Raw genomic sequence first — 26,761 nt, 5'->3', positions numbered from 1 at the left:
ACGTGACCCTGCTCGGAAAGTCGCGCCCCGTGCTGTACGCGGCATTACCCGTGGTGCTCGTCATCGCCTCGCGGCGGATACCGGCTCCCTGGTACCAGGGGGGCTGCTTGGACGCCCTTCCCGTGATCACGGGGGCGGTCTCGTCGAGCGCACTCCTGGGAGCCATCGTCCTCGCCGCATGTCTGGCGCGGCTCGGAACCGGGAGAGCGATCCCTCTCGTTCCCATTCTTCTCGCGGGGTGTGCGCCGTGGTTCGCCGTGATCGGCACCGGGCTCGGGCTCTGGAAGCCCATCTTGGATGCGTACAATCCTGACTACAGGGGGGGCTTGGAGTTCTTCCTGTCGTTTTCCGCGGAGCTCCAGAGTGCTCGGCTGACCGCATTGCTCCATACGGCCAGTCTGCTGTTGGCCACGGTGCTGGTGCTGCTGGTGGAGACGCTCGTCCAGCGCCGGCGGCCGAGTCCCGAGCCGAACAGGCCCGGTCGCTGGCACCCGAAGACAGCCACCGTGATTGCCGCATCCGCCCTCTGTCTCTGCCTCCTGGCGATACTCGACGCGTGGTGGACCATCCAACCTGTCGGGGAGTTCGCGAGGCGGCTACCACATCCGGACTTCCTGGAGTTCGACCAGTGGGTGCATGAGTGGCTCCTGGCGCACAGGCTCTACGGAGTGGGCACGGGCCTGATCATACTGGGCGCGCTCGTGCTGGGGGTTCGGTCTTCCGTGAACGCACGGGCCCGACGTCCCGTGGTACTCTGGCCGACCGTCCTGGCGGTCTGCGCGGCCGTCACGTTGCTGCTCGACGCACGGCTCTTCGACCAGACGTTCTGGTACATCCCCCAGTCTGCTTGGGCAGTGGGAGACAGTTCCCACATGGCGGACTGGATGCCCATCCCGGGTTTCACTGACGGTCCCCATGTCGAGCCAGCGCTGCTCGCGACTCCAGAGGGGTTGCGTCACGCCGGTGGCCTGCTTCCCTGGGAGGTGGAAGACACGCACATGGCCCTCGTGCTCCTCGAGGAGGCGCAACGGACCGCGCGCATGACCCCCTACGAGGCCAAACCCGATACGGTCACCGTGGCGATGCACGCCAGGCTCGAGACGAAACACTTGCGACGTCTGTTCGAGGTCGCGGCGCATTCCAGCCTGGGGAAGTTGGTGCTCGTCGGCAAGCCGACGTACCCGTTGTCCGAGCCGACACGCAAGGCATTGAGCTCCATCCATCCCTCGCTGGAAAGCGTGGCATCGACGCCCCCACCAGCGGTGAGCCTGTTGCTGGAGTGTGGCTCCTCTTCTTCCTGCGCCGAGCCCCCGGAGGACTGGTGGACCGCGGACATCGGTCCCGCTCACCGGGTCACGCTCACACGCTTCCCCTCCGGGGCGGTGGAGGTTCTGGATCTGCGGTACGACGCCCAGCGTCTCGACGAGGCGGGCCCTCGATTCCTGCGTGTGTCGGAGGGGGCCGACGTAGCGGATGTGCTCGAGATCCTCCGTCGCGGGAAGGGCCTTGCCGGCCCCCTGCATCTGAGCATTTGAGGGCGGTCCGCTGAATCTTCGGCCTCCGTCCAGGGGCCGTGTCTATGTTCGAGTCGCCCCCAGAGGACTCGAAGACATGAAGACCCCTGACCCCTCGACAGCCCACCTGCCGAAAGTGGAGCGTGACCTCGACTTCCTGCTCGACTGCTTCAGGGAGGTGCTGGAGGAACTGGGCGAGCAGGAGGTCGCCCGGAGCCTCCCCGGTCGTGGCGAGACGAGGGCCACGCCAGCGCGTCTACCCGCGCACATGGTGCAGGCGTACTCCATGGCCTTCCATCTGCTCAACATGGCCGAGGAGAACACGGCGGCCCAGCAGCGCAGGGCCCGCGAGTCCACCGAGGGAGTGACCGCCGAGCCAGGGCTGTGGGGTCACGTGCTGCATCATTTGAAGGAGCTGGGCCTGGAGGCGCGGCAGCTCGCCGAGGTGCTTCCCCAGGTGCGTGTCGAACCGGTGCTCACCGCCCACCCCACCGAGGCGAGGCGCGCCAGCGTGCTGGAGCACCACCGCGCCCTCTACCTGCTGCTCGTCAAGCGCGAGAACCAGATGTGGACGCCGCTGGAGCAGCAGGCCATCCGTCAGGACTGCAAGCGGGTGCTGGAGCTGCTGTGGCGTACCGGGGAAATCTTCCTCGAGAAGCCAGACGTGCCCTCCGAGCTGCGCAATGTCATCCACTACCTGCGCAACGTCTTCCCCGAGGCACTGCCCATGCTGGACCGGCGGCTGCAGCAGGCCTGGGAGGCGGTGGGCTTCGAGCCGCTGAAGGAGCCTTCGAGTCTGCCACGCCTGTCCTTTGGTGATTGGGTGGGCGGAGATCGGGACGGGCACCCGTTCGTCACCGCGCAGGTGACCCACCACACGCTCGGTGAGTTGCGGCTCAACGCGCTCGCGTTGCTGCACCAGCGGCTGACCGGGTTGAGCGCCCGGCTGAGCCTCTCCAACCGGCTACAGCCCGTGCCCCCCGCGCTCACGGCCCGTATCACCGAGATGGCGGGGCCGCTGGGCGAGCGCGGCCAGCGGGCCATCCAGCGCAACCCGGACGAGCCCTGGCGGCAGTTCCTCAACCTCATGGTGGCGCGGCTGCCGCTGGACATGAGCCGCACCGAGGCCGCTCGGCTCGACGACGAGCCGGGCCGCTACCGCGAAGCCTCCGAGCTGGCCGCGGACCTGGGCCTGCTGCGCGAGTCGCTGCTGGCCATCGGCGCGGGCCGGCTCGCCGGGAGCGAGGTGCAGCCCCTCCTCCGCACGGTGCAGTCCTTCGGCTTCCACCTGGCGGCCCTGGACATCCGGCAGAACAGCCACTTCCACGACCTGGCCGTGGGGGAGCTGCTCGCCGCGGCCGGCCAGGAGGAGACGGACTTCGTCGACTGGGACGAGGCGCGGCGTCTCGCCTTCCTCGAGCGGGAGCTGGCCTCGCCTCGCCCCTTCGCGCTGACGGGAGCGCCCATCGGCCCGCATGCGGATGCGGTGCTGGAGTGCTACCGCGTCCTGGCCGGACACCTGAAGGCCTATGGCCCCGCCGGCCTGGGCTCGTTGATCGTCAGCATGACGCGCAGCCTGTCGGACCTGCTCGTCGTCTACCTGCTGGCGCGCGAGGCGGGGCTGGTCTTCCACACGCCCGAGGGGTTGGTGTGCCACCTGCAGGTGGTGCCTCTCTTCGAGACCATCGACGACCTGAAGCGCAGCCCGGAGATCCTCTCCGCCTACCTGGAGCACCCGCTGACGAGGCGCAGCCTGGCCTGGCAACAGAAGGCCTCGGGCGAGGGACAGCCGGTGCAGCAGGTGATGATCGGCTACAGCGACAGCAACAAGGACGGAGGCATCCTGGCCAGCCAGTGGGGTCTCTACCGCGCGCAGGAAGCGCTGGCCGCGGTGGGTCAGCGCAACGGAGTACGCCTCCGCTTCTTCCATGGCCGCGGCGGCACCATCAGCCGTGGCGCCGGTCCCACCCACCGCTTTCTCAGCGCGCTGCCGCCGTCCTCGTTCCAGGGCGACCTGCGCATGACCGAGCAGGGAGAGACGATCTCCCAGAAGTACGCCAACCTCATCAGCGCCGTGTACAACCTGGAGCTGCTCCTGGCGGGCGCGACCGAGGCCGCGCTCCTGGCCCGGCATGGCGCGCGGCGGGCCCACCCGCTCGAGCCCCTCATGGATACGCTGGCGGAGACGAGCCGCCGGGCCTACGAGGCGCTGGTGCAGGGCGAGGGCTTCATCGGCTTCTTCGCCCAGGCGACGCCCATCGATGTCATCGAATCCAGCAAGATCGGCTCACGCCCGGCGCGGCGCACCGGCAAGAGAACCCTGGCGGACCTGCGGGCCATTCCCTGGGTCTTCAGCTGGAGCCAGGCCCGCTTCTTCCTCTCCGGCTGGTATGGCGTGGGCAGCGCCCTGGAAGCCCTGCGGCGCGATCAGCCCGAGGCGTTCGCCACGCTGAAGCAGCAGGCCCTGGACTGGTACCCGAGTAAGTATGTGCTCACCAATGTCAGTACGACGATCCTCTCGGCGGACGTGGAGGAGATGCGGGAGTACTCGGCCCTGGTCGAGGATGGGGCCGTCCGCGAGCGGGTGATGGGGATGATCCAGGACGAGTACGCGCGGACGCGGCGCATGCTGGAGGCCATCTGGGGCGGCCCGCTGGAGGAGAGCCGGCCCCACATCCATCGGACCTTGAGCATGCGCCAGCCGTGGCTGGGCGTGCTGCACCACCAGCAGCGGGAGCTGCTGCGCACGTGGCGCGCGCTGCGCAAGAGCGAGAGACAGGCCGAGGCCGAGCAGCTGCTGCCCCAGCTCCTGCTCACGGTCAACGCCATCGCCGGTGGTCTGCGGACGACCGGGTAGGGACTACTTCTTCTGGGGCTGGGCCTGCTTCGCGTCCGAGCCCTTCGCCGTGTCCGCCTTCTTGCGCAGCGGGCAGGACGCGATCGCCTCGGTCGGGTCGATGGCGTCCTTACCGGACTCCACCTTCAGGACCTTGCCGTCCTCGCCAATCACGAACGTGAAGCGGTTGGCGAACTTCATTCCCGGCATCCGCGCCTCGTCGGACGTCTTCACGTCGTAGAGGCTCGCCAGCTTCCCTTCCGGATCCGGGATGAACGCGAACGGCGCCTTCAGCGACTCCTTGAACTTCGTCAGCGTCTCCTTGTCGTCCATGCTGACGGCGAGCACCTGGCCGCTGAGCTTCTCGATGTCCGCGTACCGCTCGCGGTACGCCGTGAGCTCCCGCGTGCACCCGCTGGTGAAGGCCTTGGGGAAGAAGGCCAGGATGACCGGCCCGTTCTTCACCATCTGGGACAGCGTGTACGTCTTGCCGGTGGTGTCCTCCACCGTGAACTCAGGAGCGACTTCTCCGACCTGGGGCGTGGCTCCCACGAGGAGGCCCGCCACGAGCATGGGAATGAGCATGCTCGCGGCTTATCACTTCTGGCCCATGCGCGCCCAGACGGCCGCGGCGGCCTCGCGCGCCTGCTCCGCCACCACCGACGGGTTCACCGACAGGGGCCGGCGCGCCCAGACGCGCCACACGCCGTCCACCATCACCGACTCCACGTGGCGCGAGCCCAGGCCGAACACCACGTGCCACGCCAGGTTCTCCGCCGTCAGCGGCGTGGCGGGCTGGTAGTCCATGAGGAGCAGGTCCGCCACCGAGCCCTCGCGCATCAGCCCCATCTGCGAGCCGAACACCTGCGAGGCCAGGCGCTGCCCGTTGGCCAGGTAGCGCAGCACGTCGATGGGCTGTCCCGCGTCGCGCGAGCGCAACCAGGCCGCCTGGGCCTCGGCGAACATGTCCGCGCTCACCCCGTCCGCGCCCAGCGTGGCCCGGTGGCCGAACTTGAGCGCCGGTGCGTACCCCACCTCGCTCTCCATGTTGGAGCGCGGCGTGTGCGCCAGCCACGCGCCCGAGGGCAACAGCTGCGCCAGCTCCGGCCAGGACAGGTGCCCCACGTACGCCAGCAGCGCCTGTGGCGACAGCATCCCGCCCTCCACCAGCCGCGTCACCGGCGAGGAGCCATAGCGCTCCACCGACAGCTTCTCGTCCAGCGGATCCTCCGCCAGCGGCACGTGCAGCCCGGTGTTGGTGCTCCGCACCGCCTCGCCCAGCCCCTCCAGGGCCTCATTGCTGACGGTGAAGAGCGGCGCCGCGCCCACCTGCCCCCGCAGCCGCCCGCGCGCCTTGCGCGTGAAGGACACCGTCTCCTCCAGCCCCTCCTCGCGCCCCACCGCGCCCCTGCGGTCCGTCACCGCGTAGGAGAGCACCCCGCGCACGCCCACCTCGTGCAGCCCCCGCCCCAGCCGCAGCAGCGAGCCTTGAATCGCCTGGGGCGAGGAGTGCAGGTCGAAGAGCGTGGTGGTGCCGCACTGGAGCGCTTCGAGGCCACCCGCGGTCGCGGCCACCTGCACCGCGTCCAGGTCGAGCGCATCCTCATAGCGCCAGCGCACCTGCTCCAGCAGGTCCTGGTAGCCGTCCAACTTCGGCCGGGGCATGCCGCGCCCCAGGCTCGCGTGGAGCCGCTGGTGCGCGCTCACCAGCCCGGGGAAGACCAGCTTGCCCGAGAGCGCGATGACCTCGTCGTCCGGCGCCGCCGGCAGATCCGGGCCCCGGGCCACGATGCGCTCGCCCTCGATACGCAGATCGACCCGCTCGACACACGCGGGTTCGAGCTCGACGACGATTCCACCTTTCAGGAGCGTGCCCACCGTCCCTCCGGTTGTCCCAGTTCGCGTCACCAATCGACGTCGGCGCGCCCCGCCCCCGGGCGCCGACCGGCCCACGTTAGCATTCCCCTCGCGTCATGGCGCGCCACAGCATCTCAACGGATGAGAAACCGGTCCTCCACGTCCGATCCACGACGCGGCGCGACACGGACGTGTGACGTGCCCGGTCCCACCCGGAGAACCACGGGCTTCACCCCGGGTAGGTGGGGGTGGTGCCAGGCGGCGCGCCTCGTAGACTCGCGGCATCGTGGTTCACGACAACGCTCCGTCCCCGAGGCCCACATGATGCGCCTGCTGCTGGTGATGGCGGGCCTGCTGCTGGCCGCGTGCGCGACGGGCGGAGGGCGGGCCGCCGCGGTCCCCACCTCCGCGCGAGACCCGCTCAGCCGCATCCAGCTCCACCTGGAAACGGAGGAAGGCCCTTCACGCACCTTCATCCCCGCGCGCAGGGCCCCGGTGGAGCTCACCCAGGCTCAGTTCGATGCCACCATGGCCCGGCTGGTGGTCCGGTTGGACCTGCCCTCCCCTCCCCCGCAGCGGCTGGCGCTCCTCTCCTGGGGACCGGCCGGACAGGAGGACGCGCGGGCGGCGCTGACGCACGGCTACTACCGCTGGTGCGAGCGCCGGAGCACTCCGGGCGACTGCCTGTCCCTGCTGGGCAAGGGCCTCTACCTGGGACCCGAGGCACGGCGTACCCTGGCTCTGACCCTCTCCCTGGGCTCGGTGTGGGAGGGAGCGGTGGGGGTGTGGATGGACATGGTGGACCCGGTCGCCCTGCAGTCCCTGGTGACGTCCGCGATGGCCGGCTACCTGGCGATGCTGGTGTTTCCCAATCCCGTCACACAGGCCGCTGCCCTCTCCTTCACCTGCCTCATGGTGGCGTACCTGGGGCTGGACACGGTGTGGGGCCTGCTGGAGGGCTGGGCACGGCTGGAGCGGGAGACGGAGCAGGCTCGTACCTTCACCGAGGTGCGTGAGGCCGGAGAGCGCTTCGGCCGGGTGATGGGGGCACAGGCGGGCCGCCTGCTGGTGATGCTGGCGACGCTGGCCCTGGGCTCCACGGCGAACCAGATGATGGGGCCACCGGGACTGCCGGGCGCCGCGCAGGCGGGCGTCACGGCCGAGCTGCAACTGGGAGTGCGGCTGGCGGCGGTCGGGCAGGTGCGGCAGGTGGCGGTGGGACAGGCCAGCCTCACCCTGACGCTGGCCCCAGGCGCCCTGGCCATGGCCTCCCAGGGCACGAATGGCGGCGGAAACAAGGCCGCCCCTGGCCAGGCGGCCCAGGCCAGCGCTCCAGGCAGGTACCGACTGAAATTCATCGAGTCGTGGCGGAAGCCCACGCTCACCGAGGACGGGAAGATCCTCCCCTACAAGGGCACGAGGAGCCCGCCCAAGCCCATCCAGAACCTGGGCCGCAACCGGGCCGGACAGACCGTCACGAATGGCGAGAACACCATCCACTTCGACAAGGATGGGTTCCCCCGGTTCGAGACAAAGTTCGAGACGATTCTAGATGACAGCCATATTGGGAGTGGAAACCGCTTCGCGCACTACAGGGCGGCAAACCAGAAGCTCTTCCAGACAATCGAGCAAGAGCCCGCTCTGGCCAGGGAACTCGGGCTCACTCGCGAAATGATCGCAGAACTACCGACGTCAATGGTTCCACCACGCGGCTACTCCTGGCATCACCACCAGGATGTGGGTCGGATGCAGCTCATCCTTCTTGGAGAGCATAAGCTCGCCGCTCCGCACACAGGAGGGATGGCCATCTGGGGAGGAGGTCAATGACACAAGACATCCGATGGAAGCCCTATGTCTGGGATGCACCTCGCCCAACCACTCCGCGAGAGATCGCCCTCCTGGAGCAGGAATGGAGCGCGGAGCTTCCCGCGGAGTACAAGAAGCTCGTCTCGACGAATCAAGGGATGACTCCCACCCCGTGCGTCTTCTCCGCTGGCAAGGTCAGGGATGTGATGAGCGTTCTCTTGACCATCACCTCGGATCCAGACAAGAGGGCATACGCCGTCAGGGACTCGTACGGTATTTTGCAACCACACATCCCTTCCCGTATCTATCCCTTCGCGATGACACCGGGCAGCGAGCACCTGTGCTTCGATTACAGGGACTCACCGGACGAGCCCAGCATCGTCCTGGTGACGGTGGAAATGGACATCTACCCCGTCGCTGACAACTTCAACGACTTCCTGGCCGGTTTGCACGACGCCTAGCTCCTCGTAGACTGCGGACATCGTGGTTCCCGACAGCAATCCTTCCTGGTTCGGCCGCTACCGCCTGAGCTCGCGCATCGCGACGGGCGGCATGGCCGAGGTGTATCTTGGACGTCGCATCGAAGAAGACGGCTCGCGTGGTCCGGCCGTGGCCGTGAAGCGGCTGCTGCCCCACATGCTCACCGACCGGCGCGTGGTGCAGATGTTCCTCAACGAGGCCCGCATCACCGCGCAGATACAGCACCCCAACGTCGTCTCCATCCTGGAGCTCGGCGTCGAGGGCAACGAGCCCTTCATCGCCATGGAGCTGCTCGAGGGCCGCTCCTTCGCCGAGGTGCGCCAGGCGGCCGCCGAGCGCGGCCAGCACGTGCCCCTGGGCATCACCCTGCGCATCCTCGTGGACGCGTGCCGGGGGCTCGATGCCGCCCACCGCGCCGTGGACGAGGAGGGCCGCCCGCTGCGCATCGTCCACCGCGACTTCACCCCCGACAACATCCACGTGGGCGTCAGCGGCACGGTGAAGGTCATCGACTTCGGTATCGCCCGCGCCGAGTCCATCGGCTCCGGCACCGAGCCCGGCACCCTCAAGGGCAAGTTCTTCTACATGTCGCCGGAGATGATCATCGGCAACGCCGTGGACCACCGCGCCGACATCTTCGCCGCCGGGGTGATGCTCTACGAGCAGCTCTGTGGCCGCCGGCCCTTCTCCGGCCCCAGCACCGAGGTCGTCCTCCACCGCATCGCCACGGAGCGCCCTCGTCCTCCCACCGAGCTCGACCCGTCCGTGCCTCCCGCCCTGGAGCACATCTGCCTCACGGCGCTCGCGCGCGACCCCCAGGAGCGCTTCGAGAGCCTCCAGCTCTTCACCGAGGCCATCGCGCGCGTGGGCGGCTCCGCCGAGGTGGCCTCCCCCGAGCAGGTCGCCGACTATGTGGAGTCGCTCTTCCCGCTCGACAGCGACCCGAAGCGGCAGGCCCTCCGCAGCGCCCGGCTCGCCGATCCCTCCCAGCCCTCCGCCACCAACGCCCCCGCGCGCCAACCGGTGAACACGCCCGCCCTGGCCCCACCCCAGGAGGCGCCCGCCGTGCAGGCGGCCCCCCCACCGCCGCCCGCGAGGAAGCGGAAGCTCGTCCTCGTGGTGGCGATGCTCGGGGGACTGCTCGCCCTCGGGGGTGGGGCCACCCTGGTCCTGCGTCAGGCTCCTCCCCCCGCGCAGAGACTCGCCACCGCCGAGGCCACCACCGCCCCCAAGGCCCGCGTCTCCGCCCTCGAGGGACTCGGGCAGGACGAGCGCGCCACCGCGGCCCAGCTCGCCCGGGCCGGCGCGCTGCTGCTCGCCGCGGGCGCTCCCGCCGAGGCGCTGGACGTCGCCGAGGCCTTCGTCGCGCGCTTCCCCCAGGACGTGGAGGCCCACCTGCTCGCCGCACGTGCCAGCACCGAGCTGCGCATGGGCCGCCGCGCCGAGCGCGCCATCGAACAGGCCACCGCGCTCGCCTCCCCCAAGGATGTCCGCCCGTCCCTGGCCCTCGCCGAGCTGCGTGAGCGCCAGGGAGACGTGTCCGGGGCCGTCTCGGCCCTCGCCCAGGCGTACGAGAAGCACCCGCGCGACGCCCGGGTGGCCCCGCGCTACGGCCTGCTGCTGTCGAGCACCGGCCAGCTCGACCAGGCCGCGGAGGTGCTGGGGGCCTGGACGCGCCGCGCCGAGGACGCCCGGGCGCTCGCGGAGCTGGGCTTCGTGCGCTACCGCCAGGACAAGCTGGACGAGGCCGCCTCCCTGCTGCGGCGCGCGCTGCGCAAGGAGCCGGAGCTCGCGCTCGCCCACTCCTACCTGGGGGCGGTCCTCTTCCGTCAGGACAACATCTCCGGCGCCGAGCGGGCCTACCGCGAGGCGGATCGGCTCGCGCCCAAGGACCCGCGCGCCCTCGTCTCCCTCTGTCAGGTGCTCGCCCACGCGGGCCGGGTGGACGATGTCGAGGTGGTCAAGCGTTCACTGGAGGCCCGCTTCCCGGAGCAGGCCAGGGCGCTCGCGACCGGGTGTGCTCCGGCCCGCTGAGCCTCCACGGCCCCGAGGCTACTCCCAGCGGGTGGAATGGAGTACGCATGACGTCGCATTGCCGAGCCCAGGAGCCCCGCTGTGTCCGCGCGCGCCCTCATCATCAACGCCGATGACCTGGGATACGACCCGGCCATCACCCGCGGCATCCTCCGCTCCATGCACGAGGGCATCGTCTCCTCGGCCACCTTCATGGTGAACACGCCCTACGCGGACACGGCCGCCGACGAGGCCCGGGGCCTGTCCATCGGCCTGCACCTCAACCTCGCCCGCGGCCTGCCCGTGTGGGCCGCCTTCCCCAGTGAATTCCTCCAGCTCGGCGCCTTCTCGGAGGCGCTCGTCCAGCACCTCCCACCGGACGTGGTGGAGGCGGAGACACTCGCCCAGCTGGAGCGGTTGGACCTGTTGCTCGGCCAGCCCGCCACCCACGTGGACGTGCACAAGCACCTGCACCAGCATCCCGGCGTCTTCGAGGGCCTGGTGCGAGCCGCCCGCGTGGCCCGCCTGCCGGTGCGCTCCATCCACGCGAACATGCGCCGCGCGCTGCGGGCCCACGGCGTGGCCACCAACGACCACTTGCTCGGAGACACGGGGGCCGAGGCCTACTGGACGCTGGAGCGCCTGGAGCAACAGCTCGACACATTGCCCGAGCAGGGCGTCATCGAGCTGATGTGCCACCCGGGCTACACGCCCGAGGCGGTGAAGAGCGGCTACGCGCACCAGCGCGAGGTGGAGCTGGCCACCTTCCTCCACCCCCGGGCCCACATGGCCCTCGCGCGCCTCGGGCTGAAGCCCACCAGCTTCCGCGTCCTCACGGGGGCGAAAAACACCGGCGTGTAACCCTTCTCCCCGCGCCGCGTATTAAAGTCCGTTCCACCTCGGACACACACACTTCACCCAGAGGAAACCCCATGAACGTCAAGACCCTGGCCGCTCTCGTTGGCACCCTGTCCCTCGGCTCGCTCGTCACCGGCTGCGCCACCACCTCCTCCGCCGCTCCCACCGCCGAGAAGGGCGCGCAGGGCTCCTGTGGCGCCGCCAAGGGCGGCGAGGCCTCCTGTGGCGCCGCGAAGACCCAGGAGGGCCAGCCCTCCGGTGACACCAAGGCCTCGGCCACCCCGGAGAAGGGCGGCGCGGCGGGCTGCGGCGCGGCCGGTTGCGGTGCCGCGGGCTGCGGCGGCGCCTCCAAGCCCAAGTAGTCACCCCGGCGCGCTCCCCGCCTCAAGCCGGTGAGGGGCCACTGGACTCCAGGCCCACACTGGCACGGCGCGCGGGGAGCATGCCTCCGGAAGTGGTGGTGGACTCCGCCTCGGGCCCGTAGCGCAGGAGTGCGAGGAGCTGCTCGGTGGAGAGCGCCGCCGCCCCGTCCGCCTCGGACAGCAGGCTGCTGGCCAGGTCCCGCTTCTCCTCGTGCAACGCGAGGATGGCCTCCTCGATGGTCCCCTCGGAGATGAGCCGTGTCACCGTGACGGGCTTCGTCTGCCCGATGCGGTGCGCCCGATCCGTGGCCTGATCCTCCGCCGCCGGATTCCACCAGGGGTCCAGGTGCAGGACATGGTCCGCCGCGGTGAGGTTGAGGCCCGTCCCGCCCGCCTTGAGGGAGATGAGGAAGACCTCCCCCTCGCCCCGCTGGAAGGCCGCCACCCGCGTCTCGCGCTCGGCCGCGGGCGTCTGCCCGTCCAGGTACTGCAACGACACGCCCCGCGCCTCCAAGGCCTCGCGCACCAGCGCCAGGTGCTTGACGAACTGGCTGAAGACGAGTGCCCGGCTCCCCTCGCTCCGCAGCGTGTCCACCACCTCCAGCAGGCGCTCCAGCTTCGAGGACGACAGGGGCGAGTCCGAGTCCACCAGCCTCGGGTGACAGGCCGCCAGCCGCAGCCGCGTCAACGCCGCCAGCACCTCGAAGCGCTTGCGCGGCCCCTCCGCGTCCTTCAACCGCGCCAGGGCCGCCAGCCGCGTGTCCTCGTACAGGCGGCGCTCGCCCTCGGAGAGGGTGATGGGCACCACCGTCTCCAGGCGCGGCGGCAGCTCGCGCGCCACCTCTCCCTTGGTGCGCCGCAACATGAAGGGCCGCACCACCCGCGCCAGCGCCGCGCGGGCCCTCGGGTCCTTCGTGCGCTCGATGGGAGCGGCGAAGCGCTCCCGGAAGGACTCGCGGCTGCCCAGCAGCCCCGGGAAGACGAGCCGGAAGAGGCTCCACAACTCCGACAGCCGGTTCTCCACCGGCGTGCCCGACAGGGCCATGCGCGCCTCGGCATTCAGCGCCCGCACCGCCTTGGCCCGCGCGGTGTCCGGGTTCTTCACCGCCTGGGCCTCGTCCAGCACCAGCGTGGCGAAGGACACCTCGGAGAAGCGTGCCACGTCGCGAGTGAGCAGCGTGTAGCTCACCACCACCACGTCCCTGGCACCCAGGCCGGAGAGCAGCGACTCCCGCTCCGCCTCCCGATAGGCCTGCACCTTCAGCGAGGGGGCGAAGCGCGCCGCCTCGCGCACCCAGTTGAAGCACACCGAGGTGGGCGCCACCACCAACGCCGGGCCGGCCTTCGCGCGGTGCAGCAGCAGCGCGAGCGCCTGCAGCGTCTTGCCCAACCCCATGTCGTCCGCCAGGCACCCGCCCCCGCCCCACTCCGCCAGCCGCGCCATCCACTGGAAGCCCTCGCGCTGGTAGTCGCGCAGCTCGGCCTTCAGCCCCGTGGGCACCGGCACCTTCATCCGCTGGGCCTCGCGGATGCGTCCGGCCAGCTGGCGCCAGTCCGGGGGAGCCGCCACCTCGGCCCCCGCCTCGGACAGTCCGTCCAGCACGGGCGCCGCCGCCGCGCTCACCTCCCACTTGCCATGGGAGGCGTGCGCCAGGTCCGCCAGGGGGGAGAGCTGCTCCCGCAGTTGCTCGGTGAGCCGCATCCACCGGCCCGGCGCCAGCGGCACGTAGCGGTGCCCGCGCCGCATCGCGTCCAGCAGCACGGCCAGCTCCACCCGATCGCCCTCCAGCTGGACGCCCCCCTCCACGCCAAACCAGTCCCGCTCGCGGCGCACCGCCACCTGGAGGCCCCGCGCGTCCGGCGAGCGCACCACGCTCCAGGGACGCTCCTCCCACTCCACGCGCACACCGGGGCCCGTCAGGGGCTCCAACCTCTCGAGGAAGCCGAGCGCCGCCTCCGGCCCCTCCAGGGTGAAGTGCCCGTGCTCCTCCAACGACAACTCCAGCCGCTCCAACAGCGCGGCCGCCTCGGAGCGCTCGGCCTCCAGCGCCCTCCGCACCCGCACCCGCTCACCCCCGCGCACGCCCCGGACGATCTCCGCGCCCTCCCCTGGCACCAGCGGCGGAGCCTCGGGCAGCGGTCGCACGAGCAGCGAGCCCTCCAGGGACTCCGCCCCCGTGGGCCGCAGCCGCAGCAGCAACCCGGGCTCGGCCGGCACCTCGCGCGCCTCCAACGACGGCGGCAGGGACACCGGGAAGGCCGACTCCACCCCGCCGAGCCGCCGCAGCACCTCCGCGCGCGCCGGAGCGGGCAGCCGCCCTCCGTATTCCACCACGGAGCCCAACACGGCCAGCGCCTCGGGCGGCACGGACACCAGAGACACCCGCGGCACCTCGCGCTCCACGTACAACCACGGCTGGGGGGCGCTGCGGTGAAGCTGTCCCCTCCAGACCCAGGGCGGTACCGGAGTGCCCGCCACGGAGGGCCGCACCCGCAACCCGGCCTCCCCTTCCCCCATCTCCTCGAAGGTGAAGCCGATCGTCACGGAGCGCACCCGCAGCGGGACCTCCAACCGGGACTCGAGAACGAGCCGGGAGCTGTGCGCGAGCAGCTTCAGCGCATGCACCAACATCCGGTGGCGAGCACCCGCGTCGTACTGCTCGGGGATGAGCCGGCACAGCTCGAAGGCCTCCACCTCCTCGGGAGACACGAGGGTGGCGAGCGCTTCCGCTTCGTCGCGAGGCGCCACCGGTGTCCCCTTGGACAGCCCCCCTCGTTTCAAGGGCCTGTGGAGGTACGCCCGCAGGTGGGGAGTCCCGTGCGCGACGCCCTCCAGCCGGAAGCTGACCTGGACGGGAGATCGGGTCTCCTGCCGGGTCCTCGCCAGGAGGCTGGCCTTGTCCAGCGCCGAGAGCAGTTGCCGGCCCGGCGCCTCGAAGAGTCGCTCGGCGAGCCACGCGTTCTCCTTCACCCGCCGCGATTCTCCCAGGGACACGAGCAGCGAATCCAACGCGGTCAGGGCATGCAGACAGAGGGCGGGAGGCACCGGCGCGCAGACCGAGCAGGTGACGGCGTCCTCGCCCTCGAGCAGCGGGAGCAGGTCCACCTGCACGCAGCGCTGGTGCAGGCTGGCATCGAGGATGGAGCGCGAGCCGAACAGGTAGATGGGCTCGTGGACGTGGGCGACCAGGGGCTTGTCCGTGAAGTTGAGCTCGCAGCGGACCAGGCTCAACAGGCGCGGGACGGCGTGTGCCCGCACGCGCGCGCGCACCTGCTGGAGCGCCTGGACGAGCGGCACCAGACGCGCGTCCGTCGGAGACGGAGGCTCGGGGTGCTGGCGCTCGTATTCGACGCCCTGGCGAACGATGTGGGCCTCGCTCTCGGCCCGGGCCCAGGCGGCCTGCACGAGCAGGGACCGGGCCTTGGCCGAATAGGTGGTGGGCAGCTCCAGCGTCCCATCCAACAGCGAGGTGAGGGGCTCCTCGGCGATCCGGTACAGCCCGTGGGTGGCACCAAAGCCCTTGGGAAGGAGGGCCTCCAGCGCCAGGAGGGGGACGCGCCGCAGATGGGTGACATGGTGCGCCTCCAGCCATTCCCCCACCCCCTCGGGGGTCCACGGCAGGTCCACATCCGTGGACGGAGGCCGGGACACGTCCTCCTGGGAAGCCATGGCCGCGAGCCAGACCAGGCCGAGCGCCACCACGTGCTCGCAGACGCCCTCCTGGTGGTAGCGGGAACACTGGCACTCGGCCTCCAGGCTGTCTTCTTCCGCCACGAGCCGCACCTCGTGGCGGACGCCACTGCGCCCGCGCACCAGACCGCTGAGGGTGTTGGCCTCCACGCCCCATGTCAGCACGCGGCCCTTCCGCGCCAGGGCCTCGCCCCGGGAGTGCAGCTCCGCGCCCGCCATCTCGAGGAGCTCGGGACCCGTGAGCCACTTCACCAACCACTGGCTGGCGTGCGGGGATGACTTCTGCGGTTGTTCCTTCGACATGACCTGGAAGATAACCCCCAGGCACGCACTTGTCCGCATCCGCGCGCGGCTCTCGCGCAGACCGGGCTTGCAGCCGAGCGGGAAGGAGTCCCGTCTGGTGGACGGAAAGGACGCGGCGGGTCCGGGAGACGACAGGCGCTCGACCGGACCCGCGCGCGGGAGACGGGAACGACTAGCCGTTCACCTTCTTCCACGAGGGCCGGGTGCTGATGCGCTGCCACCACGACTTCACGTGCGGACGCTCGGTGATGAGGGTGCCGTAGGGCGTGGCCGACAGGTACTGCAGGTACGGCAGCCAGGAGATCTCCGCGAGCGAGAACGTGTCGCCCGCGAGGTAGGCCTGCGACATGAGGGCGCGGTCGACGACGTCGAGCGCCCTGGCGCTCTCGTCCCGGCCCTTGTTCACCTTGTCCATGTCCGGCTTGCCGCCGCCGCGCATGGCCTTGAAGACGAGCTCCATGACGATGGCCATGCAGTGGGGCGTGAAATAGGACTGCTCGACGCTGAGCCACTGCTCCATGCGGCCGAGCGAGGCGGTATCGCCCGGGGTGAGCTTGGGGCCCGGCAGCTTCGCGTCGAGGTAGCGGATGATGGCGCGGGACTCGTACATCGTGAAGCCGTCATCCTCGAGGAAGGGGATGACACCGAAGGGGTGTTTCGCCATGTACGCGGGCGACTTCTGCTGACCCTTCGACAGGTCCACCAGCTCGAACTGGGCCTCGTGCCCCTTCTCGGCGAGGGTGGTGAGGACCTTCCGGGTACAGGTGCTCATCGGGTGACCGTAGACCTTCATACGCGATTCCTCCCAGTGGGGGTTTGGAGCGGCGCGAGGGTATAAGAGTGGCCCCGGCGTTGCGCTAGCCTTCCACACCATGGATCGGAAGCGCACAATCGGGCTGCTCGTCGCCGTGCTGGTGCTCCTGGGGGGCGCCCTCTTCCTCCTGAGCGGTGGAAGGAAGGAGCCCCAGGAGGCACGGGCCCCGGCGGGGACCCCCGCCGCGAAGCCCGCTCCGGCGAGTCCCGATACACGAACGTCACCGGGACGGGAGCCGGCCCACGCCGCGTCCGCCCTGCCCTCGCGGCTCGTGCCCGCCACGCGCGCCGAGGACTCGGCCGAGCCACTGGGCGCCTTCGAGGGCCGTGTCATCTCGGCCACCACGGGCGAGGGCGTGGAGGGCGCCGAGCTGACCTTCGCGGCGGAGGCAGGTGCCACGTCGGCACGCACGGAGGCGAGTGGCCGGTTCCGCTTCGTGCCCCACACGCCGGGCACGTGGCAGCTCGCGGTGGTGACGGCGCGAGGCTACCTGCCCTTCGGCCCCGAGTGGGGACAGAGCCCCATCCGCCTCACGGCCGTGCCCGGCCAGCGCATCTCGGACATCGTGCTCGCGCTGACGCCCGAGGCGGAGCTGCTGGGCACGGTGCTGGATGTGGAGGGGAAGCCCGTGGCCGGCGCACAGGTGCGCGTCCTCACGGGGCGAGGCGGTGAGTCGGTGCTCTTCCCCACGTCGGACCGCTACACGAGCGATGTGCGCGGGGAGCTCCGCTTCCATGCCCCCGAGGGAGCCACCGTGGAGGCGCGCCACCCCGCGTACGCCTCCGCCCGGGCCGAGGTGACGCCCTCGGTGGTGCTGTCGCGCAAGCTGGTGCTGGTCCTGGGCAAGCGCGAGAGCGCCTCGGCCGCCGCCCTGGGCGAGACCCTGGCGGGGCGCGTGGTGGACGGAGGAGGAACGGCGGTGGCCGGGGCCCTGGTGTCGGTGGCGTCCGCCGCGAGCGCCTGGCCCCGCAGGTACGGGGACGAGCTCGGCTACGAGACGGTGACGGACGCGGAGGGGCGCTTCTCGGTCGAGGGCCTGGAGACGGGCACCTACGACGTCACCGCGAGGCTGATGGGGCTCGCGCCCGGAGAGCTCCGGGACGTGGCGGCGGGCCGGAAGGACCTGGTGCTGACGCTGGCGCGGGGGGCGAAGCTGGGGGGCACGGTGCGCGACGCGGCCTCCGGCAAACCCCTCCCCTCCTTCACCCTGGCCGTGTTCACGAAGCGAGGCCCGCTCCAGCGGGATGCCTTCGCGCAGCTCTCGTTCATCGACGCACAGGGCCGCTACGAGGTGGCTGGCGTCCCGGCCGGGAGCTACGTCGTGGAGGTGGCCGCGCACGGCTACGCGCCCTCCGAGGCCAGCGTGGAGGTGCCGAAGGGGGCGTCCGGGCCGTTGACGACGGACTTCGCCTTGTCGCCTGGCGCGACGATGACGGGACGCGTGGTGGAGGCGGACACGAACCTCCCCCTGGAGCGCGCACGCATCTCGGTCGAGGGACTGGGGACGGGCGGTGGCGCGCTGTCGCTGCGCTACGACGCCCTCACGGATGCGCGGGGGAACTTCACGCTCGACGGACTGCCAACGGGCGAGGTGTCCCTGTTCGTCTCCGCCGACAAGCACCACAGCCGGGTCCTCTCGGGCATCACGGTGCGCCCCGGGGCCACGCCTCCGCGGACCATCGAGCTGCGGAAGACGGCGGAGGGCGAGGAGCCGCAAGTGGAGCTGGTGGGAATCGGAGCGGTGCTCGCCGCGCGCGAGGACGCACTGGTGCTGGGAGAGGTCATGCCCGGCGGAGGCGCGGCCGAGGCGGGGCTCGTCACGGGGGACGGCATCGTGCGCATCGACGGGCGCCCCGTGGTGGAGATGGGCTTCGCGGAGGCGGTGCAACGCATCCGGGGCCCCGAGGGCAGCCGGTTGGTGCTCGGGGTGCGCAGGGCCTCGGCGGTGGGCGCTGGGGGGAGCCCCGCGCCCGTCGTGGACCTCATCGTGACGCGGCGGAGCATCCGCCGGTAGACCTACCCGGCGTCCGGTCCAAAGCCGGAGAGCCACCCCGAGAGATAGGAGCGCACCTCCTCGCGGCAGACGTGCTCCGTGACCTCGATGCCCGCGGCGCGCAGCTGGGCGATGCCCTGGCCGTTGACGCGCGGGTGGGGGTCCCGGATGCCGACGACGACGCGGGCCAGTCCCCGCTCAATGATGGCCTGTGAGCAGGGCGGCGTGCGTCCGAAGAAGCAGCACGGCTCCACGGTCGTGTACAGGGTGCCCCCCCGCACCTCATGACCGCGGCGCTCCGCGTCCAGGAAGGCGGAGGCCTCGGCGTGCGGCTGGTAGGGAGGCTGCGTGTACCCGGAACCCACGACGCGCCCGTCCACGACGATGACGCACCCCACGTAGGGATTGTCGCCGGTGTGGCCCTTGGCCTGCTCGCCGAGCTCGATGGCCAGCCGCATCCAGGCCTCGTCCTGGGCGGCCATGGCCGCCCCGGAAGCGGGGCCCGGTGAGGAGCTGACGGCGGGAGAGAGGGGCTTGGACATGGGTTCGACCCGACGGGGTCAGCCGAAGGAGCAGTCCTTCCCGCGTGTCGGCAGGCTGGAGGACTCCTGGGACAGGTACGTGTCGACGGCCTTCGCCGCCTCGCGTCCGTCCGAGAAGGCCCAGACGATGAGGCTCGCCCCACGGCTCGCGTCGCCCGCGCAGAACACGCCGTCCGCCGACGTGGCGAAACGCGAGTCCACCAGCACGGTGCCGCGGGGGCTGAGCTTCACGCCCAGCTCCTCCGCCAGCCGTCCCGTGTCCGGCCCCGTGAAGCCCATGGCCAGCACCAGCAGGTCCACCTCGTAGGTGACCTCTGAGCCGGGCACCTCCACCAGCCGGGGCGCTCCGCCCGCCTCGCGCTGCAGCTCCACCCGCACCGCGTGCAGCGCCCGCAGCTTGCCGTTCTCGCCCTCCAGCCGCTTCGTCATCAACCCGAACTCGCGCGCCCCGCCCTCCTCCTGGCTGGACGAGGTGCGGAAGATGATCGGCCAGCGCGGCCACGGGCTGTTCTCCGAGCGCCCCCTGGGCGGCATGGGCATCAGCTCCACCTGCGTCACGCTCTCGGCGCCCTGGCGCAGCGCCGTGCCCAGGCAGTCCGAGCCCGTGTCACCGCCACCGAGGATGAGCACCTTCCGCCCCGAGGCGTTCAACCGGGGCTCGCGCGTGGCCAGGCCCGCCACCACCCGGTTCTGGTGCTCCAGGTAGTCCATGGCCTGCACCACGCCGGACAGCTCACGCCCGGGAACCTCGAGCTCCCTGGCGCGCCTGGCGCCCATGGCCAGCACCACCGCGTCATACTGCTCGCGCAGCGCGCGGAAGCCCGGCTCGAGGCCCACGTCCACGCCGCAGCGGAACTCCACGCCCTCGGCCTCCATCAGCCTCAGCCGCCGGTCCAGCACCGACTTCTCCAGCTTGAAGTCCGGAATGCCGTAGCGCAGCAGCCCACCGGGCCGGTCGTCCCGCTCGTACACGGTGACGTGGTGCCCCGCCTGGTTGAGCTGCGCCGCCGCCGCCAGCCCCGCCGGTCCCGAGCCCACCACCGCCACGCGCTTGCCGGTGCGGCTCACCGGAGGCCGGGCTCGCACCCACCCCTCGGCGAAGGCCCGCTCGATGATCTCCTTCTCCATCTGCTCGATGGTCACCGGATCCTGGTCGATGTTGAGGACGCAGGCGGCCTCGCACGGCGCCGGGCACAGCCGACCGGTGAACTCGGGGAAGTTGTTGGTGCCGCTCAGCGCGAGGAAGGCTTCCTTCCACTTGCCCCGGAACACCGCGTCATTGAACTCGGGGATGGGGTTGCCCAGCGGACAGCCCTGGTGACAGAAGGGCACGCCACAGTCCATGCACCGCCCCGCCTGCCGCTTCGCCTCGTCGGCGGACAGCGGGAGCACGAACTCGCGGGAGTCCGCCACGCGCTCGGACTTCTCCCGCTTGGGGGCGGACACTCGCTGCCACTCCATGAAACCGGTCGTCTTGCCCATGGCTCAGCGCTCCCCTCCCACGACCTGGAGACGCGGCATGGCGGCCGAAGGCGGCTTGCGGGCCGCCCGGCGCGCCTGAAGCACGCGCTTGTAATCGGTGGGCATCACCTTCACGAACTGCGGCACCATCAGCTCCCAGTTGTCGAGCACCCGCTGCGCCAGCGTGCTGCGCGTGTGGTGCAGGTGCCGTTCGATCATCCCGTGCACGAGCCAGATCTCCGACTCGTCCACCAGCGACTCCAGCTCCACCATCTCCAGGTTGCAGCGCTCGCGGAAGGAGCGCTCGCGGTCGAGCACGAAGGCGATACCGCCACTCATGCCCGCGGCGAAGTTGCGCCCGGTGGGCCCGAGCACCACCACCACACCGCCCGTCATGTACTCGCAGCCGTGGTCGCCCACGCCCTCGACGACGGCCTGGGCGCCGCTGTTGCGCACCGCGAAGCGCTCGCCCGCGAGCCCGCGCAGGTACACCTCGCCGGCCGTGGCGCCATAGAGGACGGTGTTGCCCACCAGCACGTTCTCCTCGGGGAGGAAGCGGCTGCCCTCGGGCGGGTAGACGATGACGCGCCCGCCGGACAGGCCCTTGCCGAGGTAGTCGTTGGCATCCCCCTCCAGCTCCAGCGTCACGCCGCTGGTGAGGAACGCCCCGAAGCTCTGTCCCGCCGAGCCCTGAAGCCGGACGCGGAGCTGCCCGTCCGGCAGCCCTCGCGCTCCATAGCGCCGGGCGATCTCACCCGACAGCATGGCTCCCACGGCGCGGTGCGTGTTGCTCACCGGGCGGACCAGCAGCGTGGGCGCTCCGCCCTCCAGCGTGGCCTTCGCGCGCTGGAGGATGTCGTGGTCCAGGTGCTCCGACACGTCCTTGGTCTGCGGCGTGTCGCAGTGACGGGCCTCGATCTCCGGGGCGCTGGGCGGCGTCAACATACCGGAGAGGTCCACCCGCGCCGCCTTCCAGTGCTCCGCCTTGGGGCGCTGCCGCAGCAGGTCCACCCGGCCCACCAGCTCGTCCAGCTTGCGCACGCCCAGGGCCGCCATCTGGCGCCGCAGGTCCTCGGCCACCATGAAGAAGAAGTTCACCACGTGCTCGGGCTTGCCGTGGAAGCGCTCGCGCAGGCCCGCGTCCTGGGTGGCGATGCCCACCGAGCACGTATTGAGGTGGCACTTGCGCAGCATGATGCACCCGAGCGCGATGAGGCTCGCGGTGGCCATGCCGTACTCCTCGGCGCCCAGCAGCGTGGCGACGAGCACGTCCCGGGCGGTGCGCAGGCCGCCGTCCACCTGCACCCGGATGCGCCCGCGCAGGCCGTTGTGCACCAGCACCTGCTGCGCCTCGGCCAGTCCCAGCTCCCAGGGCAGGCCCGCGTGCTTGATGCTCGAGAGCGGCGAGGCGCCCGTTCCACCCTCGTAGCCGGAGATGACCACCCCGCCCGCGCCGGCCTTGGCCACACCCGCGGCGATGGTGCCCACACCCACCTCGCTCACCAGCTTCACGCTCACCCGCGCCGCCGGGTTCACCGACTGCAGGTCGTAGATGAGCTGCGCCAGGTCCTCGATGGAGTAGATGTCGTGGTGCGGCGGCGGGGAGATGAGCGTCACGCCCGGGGTGGACCAGCGCACCCGCGCGATGCGCTCGTCCACCTTGTGGCCCGGCAGCTGCCCGCCCTCGCCGGGCTTGGCGCCCTGGGCCATCTTGATCTGCAGCTCGACCGCGTTGACCAGGTACTCGGTGGTGACGCCGAAGCGCGCGCTGGCCACCTGCTTGATGGCGCTGCGGCGCAGATCCCCGTTCTCGTCCGGCGAGTAGCGGCGCGACTCCTCGCCACCCTCACCGCTGTTGGAGCGCCCGCCCAGGCGGTTCATCGCGATGGCCAGCGTCTCGTGGGCCTCGGCGCTGATGGAGCCGAAGGACATGGCACCGGTGACGAAGCGCTTGACGATCTCGCTCGCCGGCTCCACCTCCTCCAGCGGCACGGGGGTACAGCCCTCCGTCACCACCTCCAACAGCCCGCGCAGGTTGCAGTGCGCGCGCGTCTCGTCGTCGGCCAGCCGCGAGAACTCGGCGAACAGCGCGGCGTCATTCGTGCGCGCCGCCTGCTGGAGCTTCGCGATGGTGGCCGGGTTCCACTTGTGCGTCTCGCCCCGGCGGCGCCACTGGTACTGGCCGCCCACGGGGAGCTGCTCCGCCTCGAAGGCAGAGGCCTCGTCGAAGCCGCGCGCGTGCCGCTCCCGCACCTCGCGCCCCAGCTCCGGCAGGCCCACGCCCTCCACCCGCGAGGGCGTCCCGGTGAAGTGCCGCTCCACCAGCTTGCGCTCCAGGCCCACCGCCTCGAAGAGCTGCGAGCCGCGGTAGGACTGCAGCGTGGAGATGCCCATCTTGGACATCACCTTCAGCAGGCCCTCCTCGATGGCGTGGACGAAGTTCTCCTGCGCCTTCTCGTGGTCCACCGGCAGCTCGCCCGCGTCCGCCAGGGCGCGCAGCGTGTCCAGCGCGAGGTAGGGGTTCACCGCCGAGACGCCGTAGCCGAAGAGGCAGGCGAAGTGGTGCACCTCACGCGCCTCGGCCGTCTCCAGCACGAGGCCCGTGTACATACGGGTACCGTCGCGCACCAGCCGCTGGTGCACCGCGGACACGGCCAGCAGCGCGGGGATGGCGCCATGGGCCGCGTCCACGCCCCGGTCGCTCAGCACGAGGATGCTCGCGCCCGCGTCCACCGCCTCCACGGCCTCGGTGCACAGCCGCTCCACGGCCTCCTCCAGCGCGCGCTCGCCCGCGCCCACCGGGTACAGCAGGCTCAGCCGGTGCGTCTCGAAGATGCCCTCGTTGCTGATGGCGGCCAGCTTCGCCAGCTCACCATTGGTGAGGATGGGGCCCGGCAGCGACAACCGGTGACACTGCTCCGGCGTCTCCTCGAAGGTGTTACCTTCCGGCCCCAGCCCGGTGGCCAGCGTCATCACCAGCGACTCGCGGATGGGGTCGATGGGCGGGTTGGTGACCTGCGCGAAGAGCTGGTGGAAGTAGTTGTAGAGCGTGGGCGCCTGGTCGCTGAGCACCGCCAGCGGCGTGTCCGTGCCCATGGAGCCCACCGGCTCCTTGCCCGTCTCGGCCATGGGCCGCAGGAGCAGCCGTACGTCCTCGTCCGAGTAGCCGAAGGCACGCTGGAGCCGCCACAGCTCCTCGCCACCCAGGCGAGGGGGCGCTGGGACGGTGGGCAGGTCGTCGAAGTGGAAGACGTTGCGCTGGAGCCACCTCCGGTAGGGCCAGCGCGTGGAGATGTCGCGCTTGACCTCCTCGTCCTCGAGGATGCGGCCCTCGGTGATGTCCACCAGCAGCATGCGGCCGGGGGTGAGGCGGCCCTTGCGGCGGATCTGCGCTGCGGGCACGTCGATGACGCCCGTCTCCGAGGCGAGGATGATGCGCTCGTCCTCGGTGACGAGGTAGCGCGCGGGGCGCAGGCCGTTGCGGTCCAGCGTGGCGCCGATGAGCTGGCCGTCCGTGAAGGCGATGGCCGCCGGCCCGTCCCACGGCTCCATGAGCGAGCTGGAGTACTCGTAGAAGGCGCGACGCTCGTCGCTCATCAGCGTGTGGCCCTCCCACGCCTCCGGAATCATCATCATCATGGCGTGGGGGAGCTGACGCCCGCCCAGGTACAGCAGCTCCACCATGTTGTCGAACTGCGCCGAGTCGCTCTTGCCCGGGACGATGAGGGGGAAGAGGGGCTCCAGGCTGCCGCCGAAGCGGGCCGACTGCAGCAGCCCGCGCCGCGCGTTCATCCAGTTGCGGTTGCCGTGCAGCGTGTTGATTTCACCGTTGTGCGCGATGTAGCGGAACGGCTGCGCCAGCTCCCACGTGGGGAAGGTGTTGGTGGAGAAGCGCGAGTGCACCAGGCCCAGCGCGCTCACGAACTCGGGGTGCTGCAGGTCCACGTAGAAGCGCGGGAGCTGCCTGGGCAGGAGCAGGCCCTTGTAGATGAGCGTCTCCGAGGAGAAGCTGGCCACGTGGAACTGGCCGTCCGGGTCCAGCGCGCGCTCGCGGATGCGCCGCTCGGCCAGCTTGCGGATGCGGTACAGCTTGCGCTCGAAGGCGCTGGGCACCACACGGCGCCGGGCGACGAAGAGCTGCCGGATGACGGGCGCTCCCTCGCGTGCCAGCCGGCCCAGGTACGAGGGCTCCACCGGCACGTCCCTCCAGCCGAGCACACGCTGGCCCTCGTCGGCGGCCACCTGCTCCAGCGCCGCCTCGCAGGCGATGCGCGCCTCCGTGTCCGAGGGGAGGAACACCATGCCCACGGCGTACTGGCGGCGCGGGGGCAGCGCGAAGCCCAGCCGCTCGCGCTCGAAGAAGCGGTGGGGCAGCTGCACGAGGATGCCGGCGCCGTCTCCCGTCTCGGGATCCCGCCCCGCCGCCGCCCGGTGGCTCAACCGGTTGAGCAACTCCAGGGCGTCGTCGACGATGGCACGCGACTTCTCGCCCCGGATGTGGGCCACGAAGCCCACTCCACAGGCATCGTGCTCGGTGTCCGGCTCGTACAGCCCATAGCGTCCCGGGCCTTGCGACATCAGTGCTCCCTCGCGGCGGTTGGAAATCCGTTCAACCAGAAGAGTCAGTCTATTGCGCCGCGTCAGGTGACGGAAAGAAGAACACGATGTCGCCAGCCCGCAGGCGCCCGGAGCGGGCAACGGAGCGAGGGCCCGGGCGTCCATGACACGGGGGTGACGGGAGTGTGGAGTTCGCTCAACTCCGCCCCACCCCGAGCCCGATAGGCGACTTCTCTCGAAGTCTTCACCTTCTCAGGCACCCACGACGAGGACGTCGTGGGCAGGGAGGGGAGACGTGATGATGCGAAAGCCCGAGATGAAGGGGGGCGGAGGTGTACTGGCCGCCCTCGTGATGCTGACCTGCGCCCAGGTGGGATGGGCGGACACCGGGGACAGATATGAGCAGTTGCAACCATCGAGCCCCCGCGTGCTCGTCTACCGGCCGGAGACCTCGTCCGCGGTGGACCCGCGCGACACCTGGGACTCGGAGGAGGAGCACGAGGGGCCGCCAGGGTCCATTCGTGTCTTCTACCCGGTGCGCGGACAGTCCACGAGCGGCGTGTGCTGGATGGGCGTGGCCGTGGACAGCCGGGGCAATGTGTACCCGTCCTTCGGCAACGTCTCCCGCATCCGCCCCGATGGAACGCTCGTCAACGGGGTCGATGACATGAACTACTTCGCGACGGGGGGCTTGGGCTTCTGGATCGCGCTCGATGAGGAGGGAGGGTTCTTCTACAACGGGGGCGGCACGGAGCTCTTCTCCGCGCCCTTCAGCGAGGGCAGCACCTTCTCTCCACTCATCTCGGGACTGGAGGGGCCCGATGGCATCACCCTGGGGCAGGGGCCCCTCGCGGGAAGCCTCTTCGTGACCGAGCCCTTCGTGAACCGGGTCAGCCGCGTGACGCTCGCTCCGCTGGGGCTGAGCGTCTTCAGCTCGGGGTCGCCGCTCCTCGTGAGCCCGGAGTCGATCGCCAGCGCCCCGGACGGCACCCTGTACGTGGTGAGCCTGGGCGCCACGCCTCCCGCGCTCATCCGCATCGCCCCCGATGGGACTCCGAGTCTCTTCGCCACGGGGACGGACAGCCAGGTCAACAGGTCGGTCGCGGTGGACCGCGCCGGCAACGTCTACTGGAGCCGGGCGGACGGCTTCGTGAAGTATGACGCGAGCGGCGCGGTGGTCGGGATGCTGCCGGGGCCACCGGACAAACCGGCCTTCGGCAACCCGATGGGAGCCGCCTTCGACCGGCATGGCAACCTCTTCGTCGTCGACAACGGCGAATGCAAGAAGGTCTACGAGTACCTGAGGGTGGGCGACATGGCGGGCCCGGTCTCCATCGACATCGAGCCAGGGGACGACACGAACGAGGTCGACCTGGATCGTCACTCCAGGGTGAAGGTGGCCATCCTGAGCACGGCGGAGTTCGATGCCACGCGGGTGTCGCCGTCGACGGTGCGCTTCGGGGCCACCGGCACGGAGGCCCGTCCGGTGAGCCACTCCCGCAAGGACGTGAACGGGGATGGGCGGCTCGACAAGGTGCTGTGCTTCAAGGTGCAGCAGACGGACCTCACGTGCGACAGCACCTCGGCCGTGCTCACGGGCCGCACCCGGGACGACACGTCCTTCCGCGGCACGGGCGCGGTGAGGCCCACGGGCCACGAGTGCCGGTGAGTCGG

Annotated in this window: 16 protein-coding genes; 9 read left to right on the top strand and 7 right to left on the bottom strand. The window is 70.8% G+C overall.

All coding sequences use genetic code 11. From position 1 onward, the window contains the following. Nucleotides 1-2 precede the first annotated feature (2 nt). Together JRI60_RS08840 and JRI60_RS08835 are read left to right on the top strand one after the other, a co-directional pair. Complete coding sequence (locus JRI60_RS08840; RefSeq protein ID WP_204225406.1) at nucleotides 3-1,535, top strand: hypothetical protein; 1,533 nt, start codon at nucleotides 3-5, stop codon at nucleotides 1,533-1,535. Between the two features lie 76 nt (nucleotides 1,536-1,611). Continuing rightward, complete coding sequence (locus tag JRI60_RS08835) at nucleotides 1,612-4,371, top strand: phosphoenolpyruvate carboxylase (RefSeq protein ID WP_204225405.1); 2,760 nt, start codon at nucleotides 1,612-1,614, stop codon at nucleotides 4,369-4,371. A gap of 3 nt (nucleotides 4,372-4,374) precedes the next feature. Here the strand turns inward: JRI60_RS08835 and JRI60_RS08830 are convergent, their stop codons facing one another. Continuing rightward, nucleotides 4,375-4,935, bottom strand: a complete 561-nt coding sequence (locus JRI60_RS08830; protein WP_204225404.1) for a peroxiredoxin — start codon at nucleotides 4,933-4,935, stop codon at nucleotides 4,375-4,377. Between the two features lie 12 nt (nucleotides 4,936-4,947). Then, nucleotides 4,948-6,228 (bottom strand): amidohydrolase family protein, encoded by a 1,281-nt coding sequence (locus JRI60_RS08825; RefSeq protein ID WP_204225403.1) that lies wholly within the window; start codon nucleotides 6,226-6,228, stop codon nucleotides 4,948-4,950. 303 nt (nucleotides 6,229-6,531) lie between these two features. On the opposite strand from JRI60_RS08825, the gene sitA5 reads away from it, so the two are divergent. From sitA5 to JRI60_RS08800, 5 genes are all read left to right on the top strand, one after another. Continuing rightward, the gene (sitA5, locus tag JRI60_RS08820; RefSeq protein ID WP_430384400.1) at nucleotides 6,532-8,034 is read left to right on the top strand and encodes a SitA5 family polymorphic toxin; all 1,503 of its coding nucleotides are present in this window, start codon (nucleotides 6,532-6,534) and stop codon (nucleotides 8,032-8,034) included. Next, on the top strand, nucleotides 8,031-8,474 hold the full coding sequence (locus JRI60_RS08815; RefSeq protein WP_204225401.1) for an SMI1/KNR4 family protein: 444 nt from the start codon (nucleotides 8,031-8,033) through the stop codon (nucleotides 8,472-8,474). Before sitA5 ends, JRI60_RS08815 begins: the two co-directional genes overlap by 4 nt. A 91-nt stretch (nucleotides 8,475-8,565) precedes the next feature. After that, nucleotides 8,566-10,527, top strand: coding sequence for a protein kinase domain-containing protein (locus tag JRI60_RS08810; protein ID WP_430384399.1), 1,962 nt, complete (start codon nucleotides 8,566-8,568; stop codon nucleotides 10,525-10,527). 81 nt (nucleotides 10,528-10,608) lie between these two features. Beyond that, the gene (locus JRI60_RS08805; protein ID WP_204225399.1) at nucleotides 10,609-11,367 is read left to right on the top strand and encodes a carbohydrate deacetylase; all 759 of its coding nucleotides are present in this window, start codon (nucleotides 10,609-10,611) and stop codon (nucleotides 11,365-11,367) included. A gap of 71 nt (nucleotides 11,368-11,438) precedes the next feature. Then, nucleotides 11,439-11,726, top strand: coding sequence for a hypothetical protein (locus JRI60_RS08800; protein WP_204225398.1), 288 nt, complete (start codon nucleotides 11,439-11,441; stop codon nucleotides 11,724-11,726). A 22-nt stretch (nucleotides 11,727-11,748) separates the two neighbouring features. Here the strand turns inward: JRI60_RS08800 and JRI60_RS54415 are convergent, their stop codons facing one another. After that, nucleotides 11,749-15,720, bottom strand: a complete 3,972-nt coding sequence (locus JRI60_RS54415) for a DEAD/DEAH box helicase (RefSeq protein ID WP_204225397.1) — start codon at nucleotides 15,718-15,720, stop codon at nucleotides 11,749-11,751. Nucleotides 15,721-15,892: 172 nt separating this feature from the next. Next, nucleotides 15,893-16,513, bottom strand: a complete 621-nt coding sequence (locus JRI60_RS08790) for a glutathione S-transferase family protein (RefSeq protein ID WP_204225396.1) — start codon at nucleotides 16,511-16,513, stop codon at nucleotides 15,893-15,895. A 79-nt stretch (nucleotides 16,514-16,592) separates the two neighbouring features. Between JRI60_RS08790 and JRI60_RS08785 the strand changes: the two genes are divergently transcribed. Further along, entirely contained in the window at nucleotides 16,593-18,548 is a 1,956-nt protein-coding gene (locus tag JRI60_RS08785; protein ID WP_204225395.1) for a carboxypeptidase regulatory-like domain-containing protein, read from the top strand. Between the two features lie 2 nt (nucleotides 18,549-18,550). Here JRI60_RS08785 and JRI60_RS08780 read toward each other — a convergent pair whose 3' ends face one another. Genes JRI60_RS08780 through gltB form a run of 3 tightly spaced genes read right to left on the bottom strand, consistent with a single transcriptional unit; the run spans nucleotide 18,551 to nucleotide 25,108 of the window. Then, the gene (locus JRI60_RS08780; protein WP_204225394.1) at nucleotides 18,551-19,069 is read right to left on the bottom strand and encodes a bifunctional diaminohydroxyphosphoribosylaminopyrimidine deaminase/5-amino-6-(5-phosphoribosylamino)uracil reductase RibD; all 519 of its coding nucleotides are present in this window, start codon (nucleotides 19,067-19,069) and stop codon (nucleotides 18,551-18,553) included. Between the two features lie 18 nt (nucleotides 19,070-19,087). Next, nucleotides 19,088-20,551 carry a glutamate synthase subunit beta gene (locus tag JRI60_RS08775; protein ID WP_204225393.1) on the bottom strand — a complete coding sequence of 488 codons (1,464 nt, stop codon included), beginning with the start codon at nucleotides 20,549-20,551 and terminating at the stop codon, nucleotides 19,088-19,090. A 3-nt stretch (nucleotides 20,552-20,554) separates the two neighbouring features. Further along, on the bottom strand, nucleotides 20,555-25,108 hold the full coding sequence (gltB, locus tag JRI60_RS08770) for a glutamate synthase large subunit (RefSeq protein WP_430384371.1): 4,554 nt from the start codon (nucleotides 25,106-25,108) through the stop codon (nucleotides 20,555-20,557). A 277-nt stretch (nucleotides 25,109-25,385) separates the two neighbouring features. Between gltB and JRI60_RS08765 the strand changes: the two genes are divergently transcribed. Beyond that, nucleotides 25,386-26,756: a hypothetical protein gene (locus tag JRI60_RS08765; RefSeq protein WP_204225392.1), complete on the top strand. Its 1,371-nt coding sequence runs from the start codon at nucleotides 25,386-25,388 to the stop codon at nucleotides 26,754-26,756. Nucleotides 26,757-26,761: the final 5 nt, after the last annotated feature.

The organism is Archangium violaceum, assembly GCF_016887565.1.
Lineage (GTDB): Bacteria > Myxococcota > Myxococcia > Myxococcales > Myxococcaceae > Archangium > Archangium violaceum_B.
Note: the sequence above shows the minus strand (reverse complement) of the source record. Positions and strands in the feature narration are given on the sequence as shown.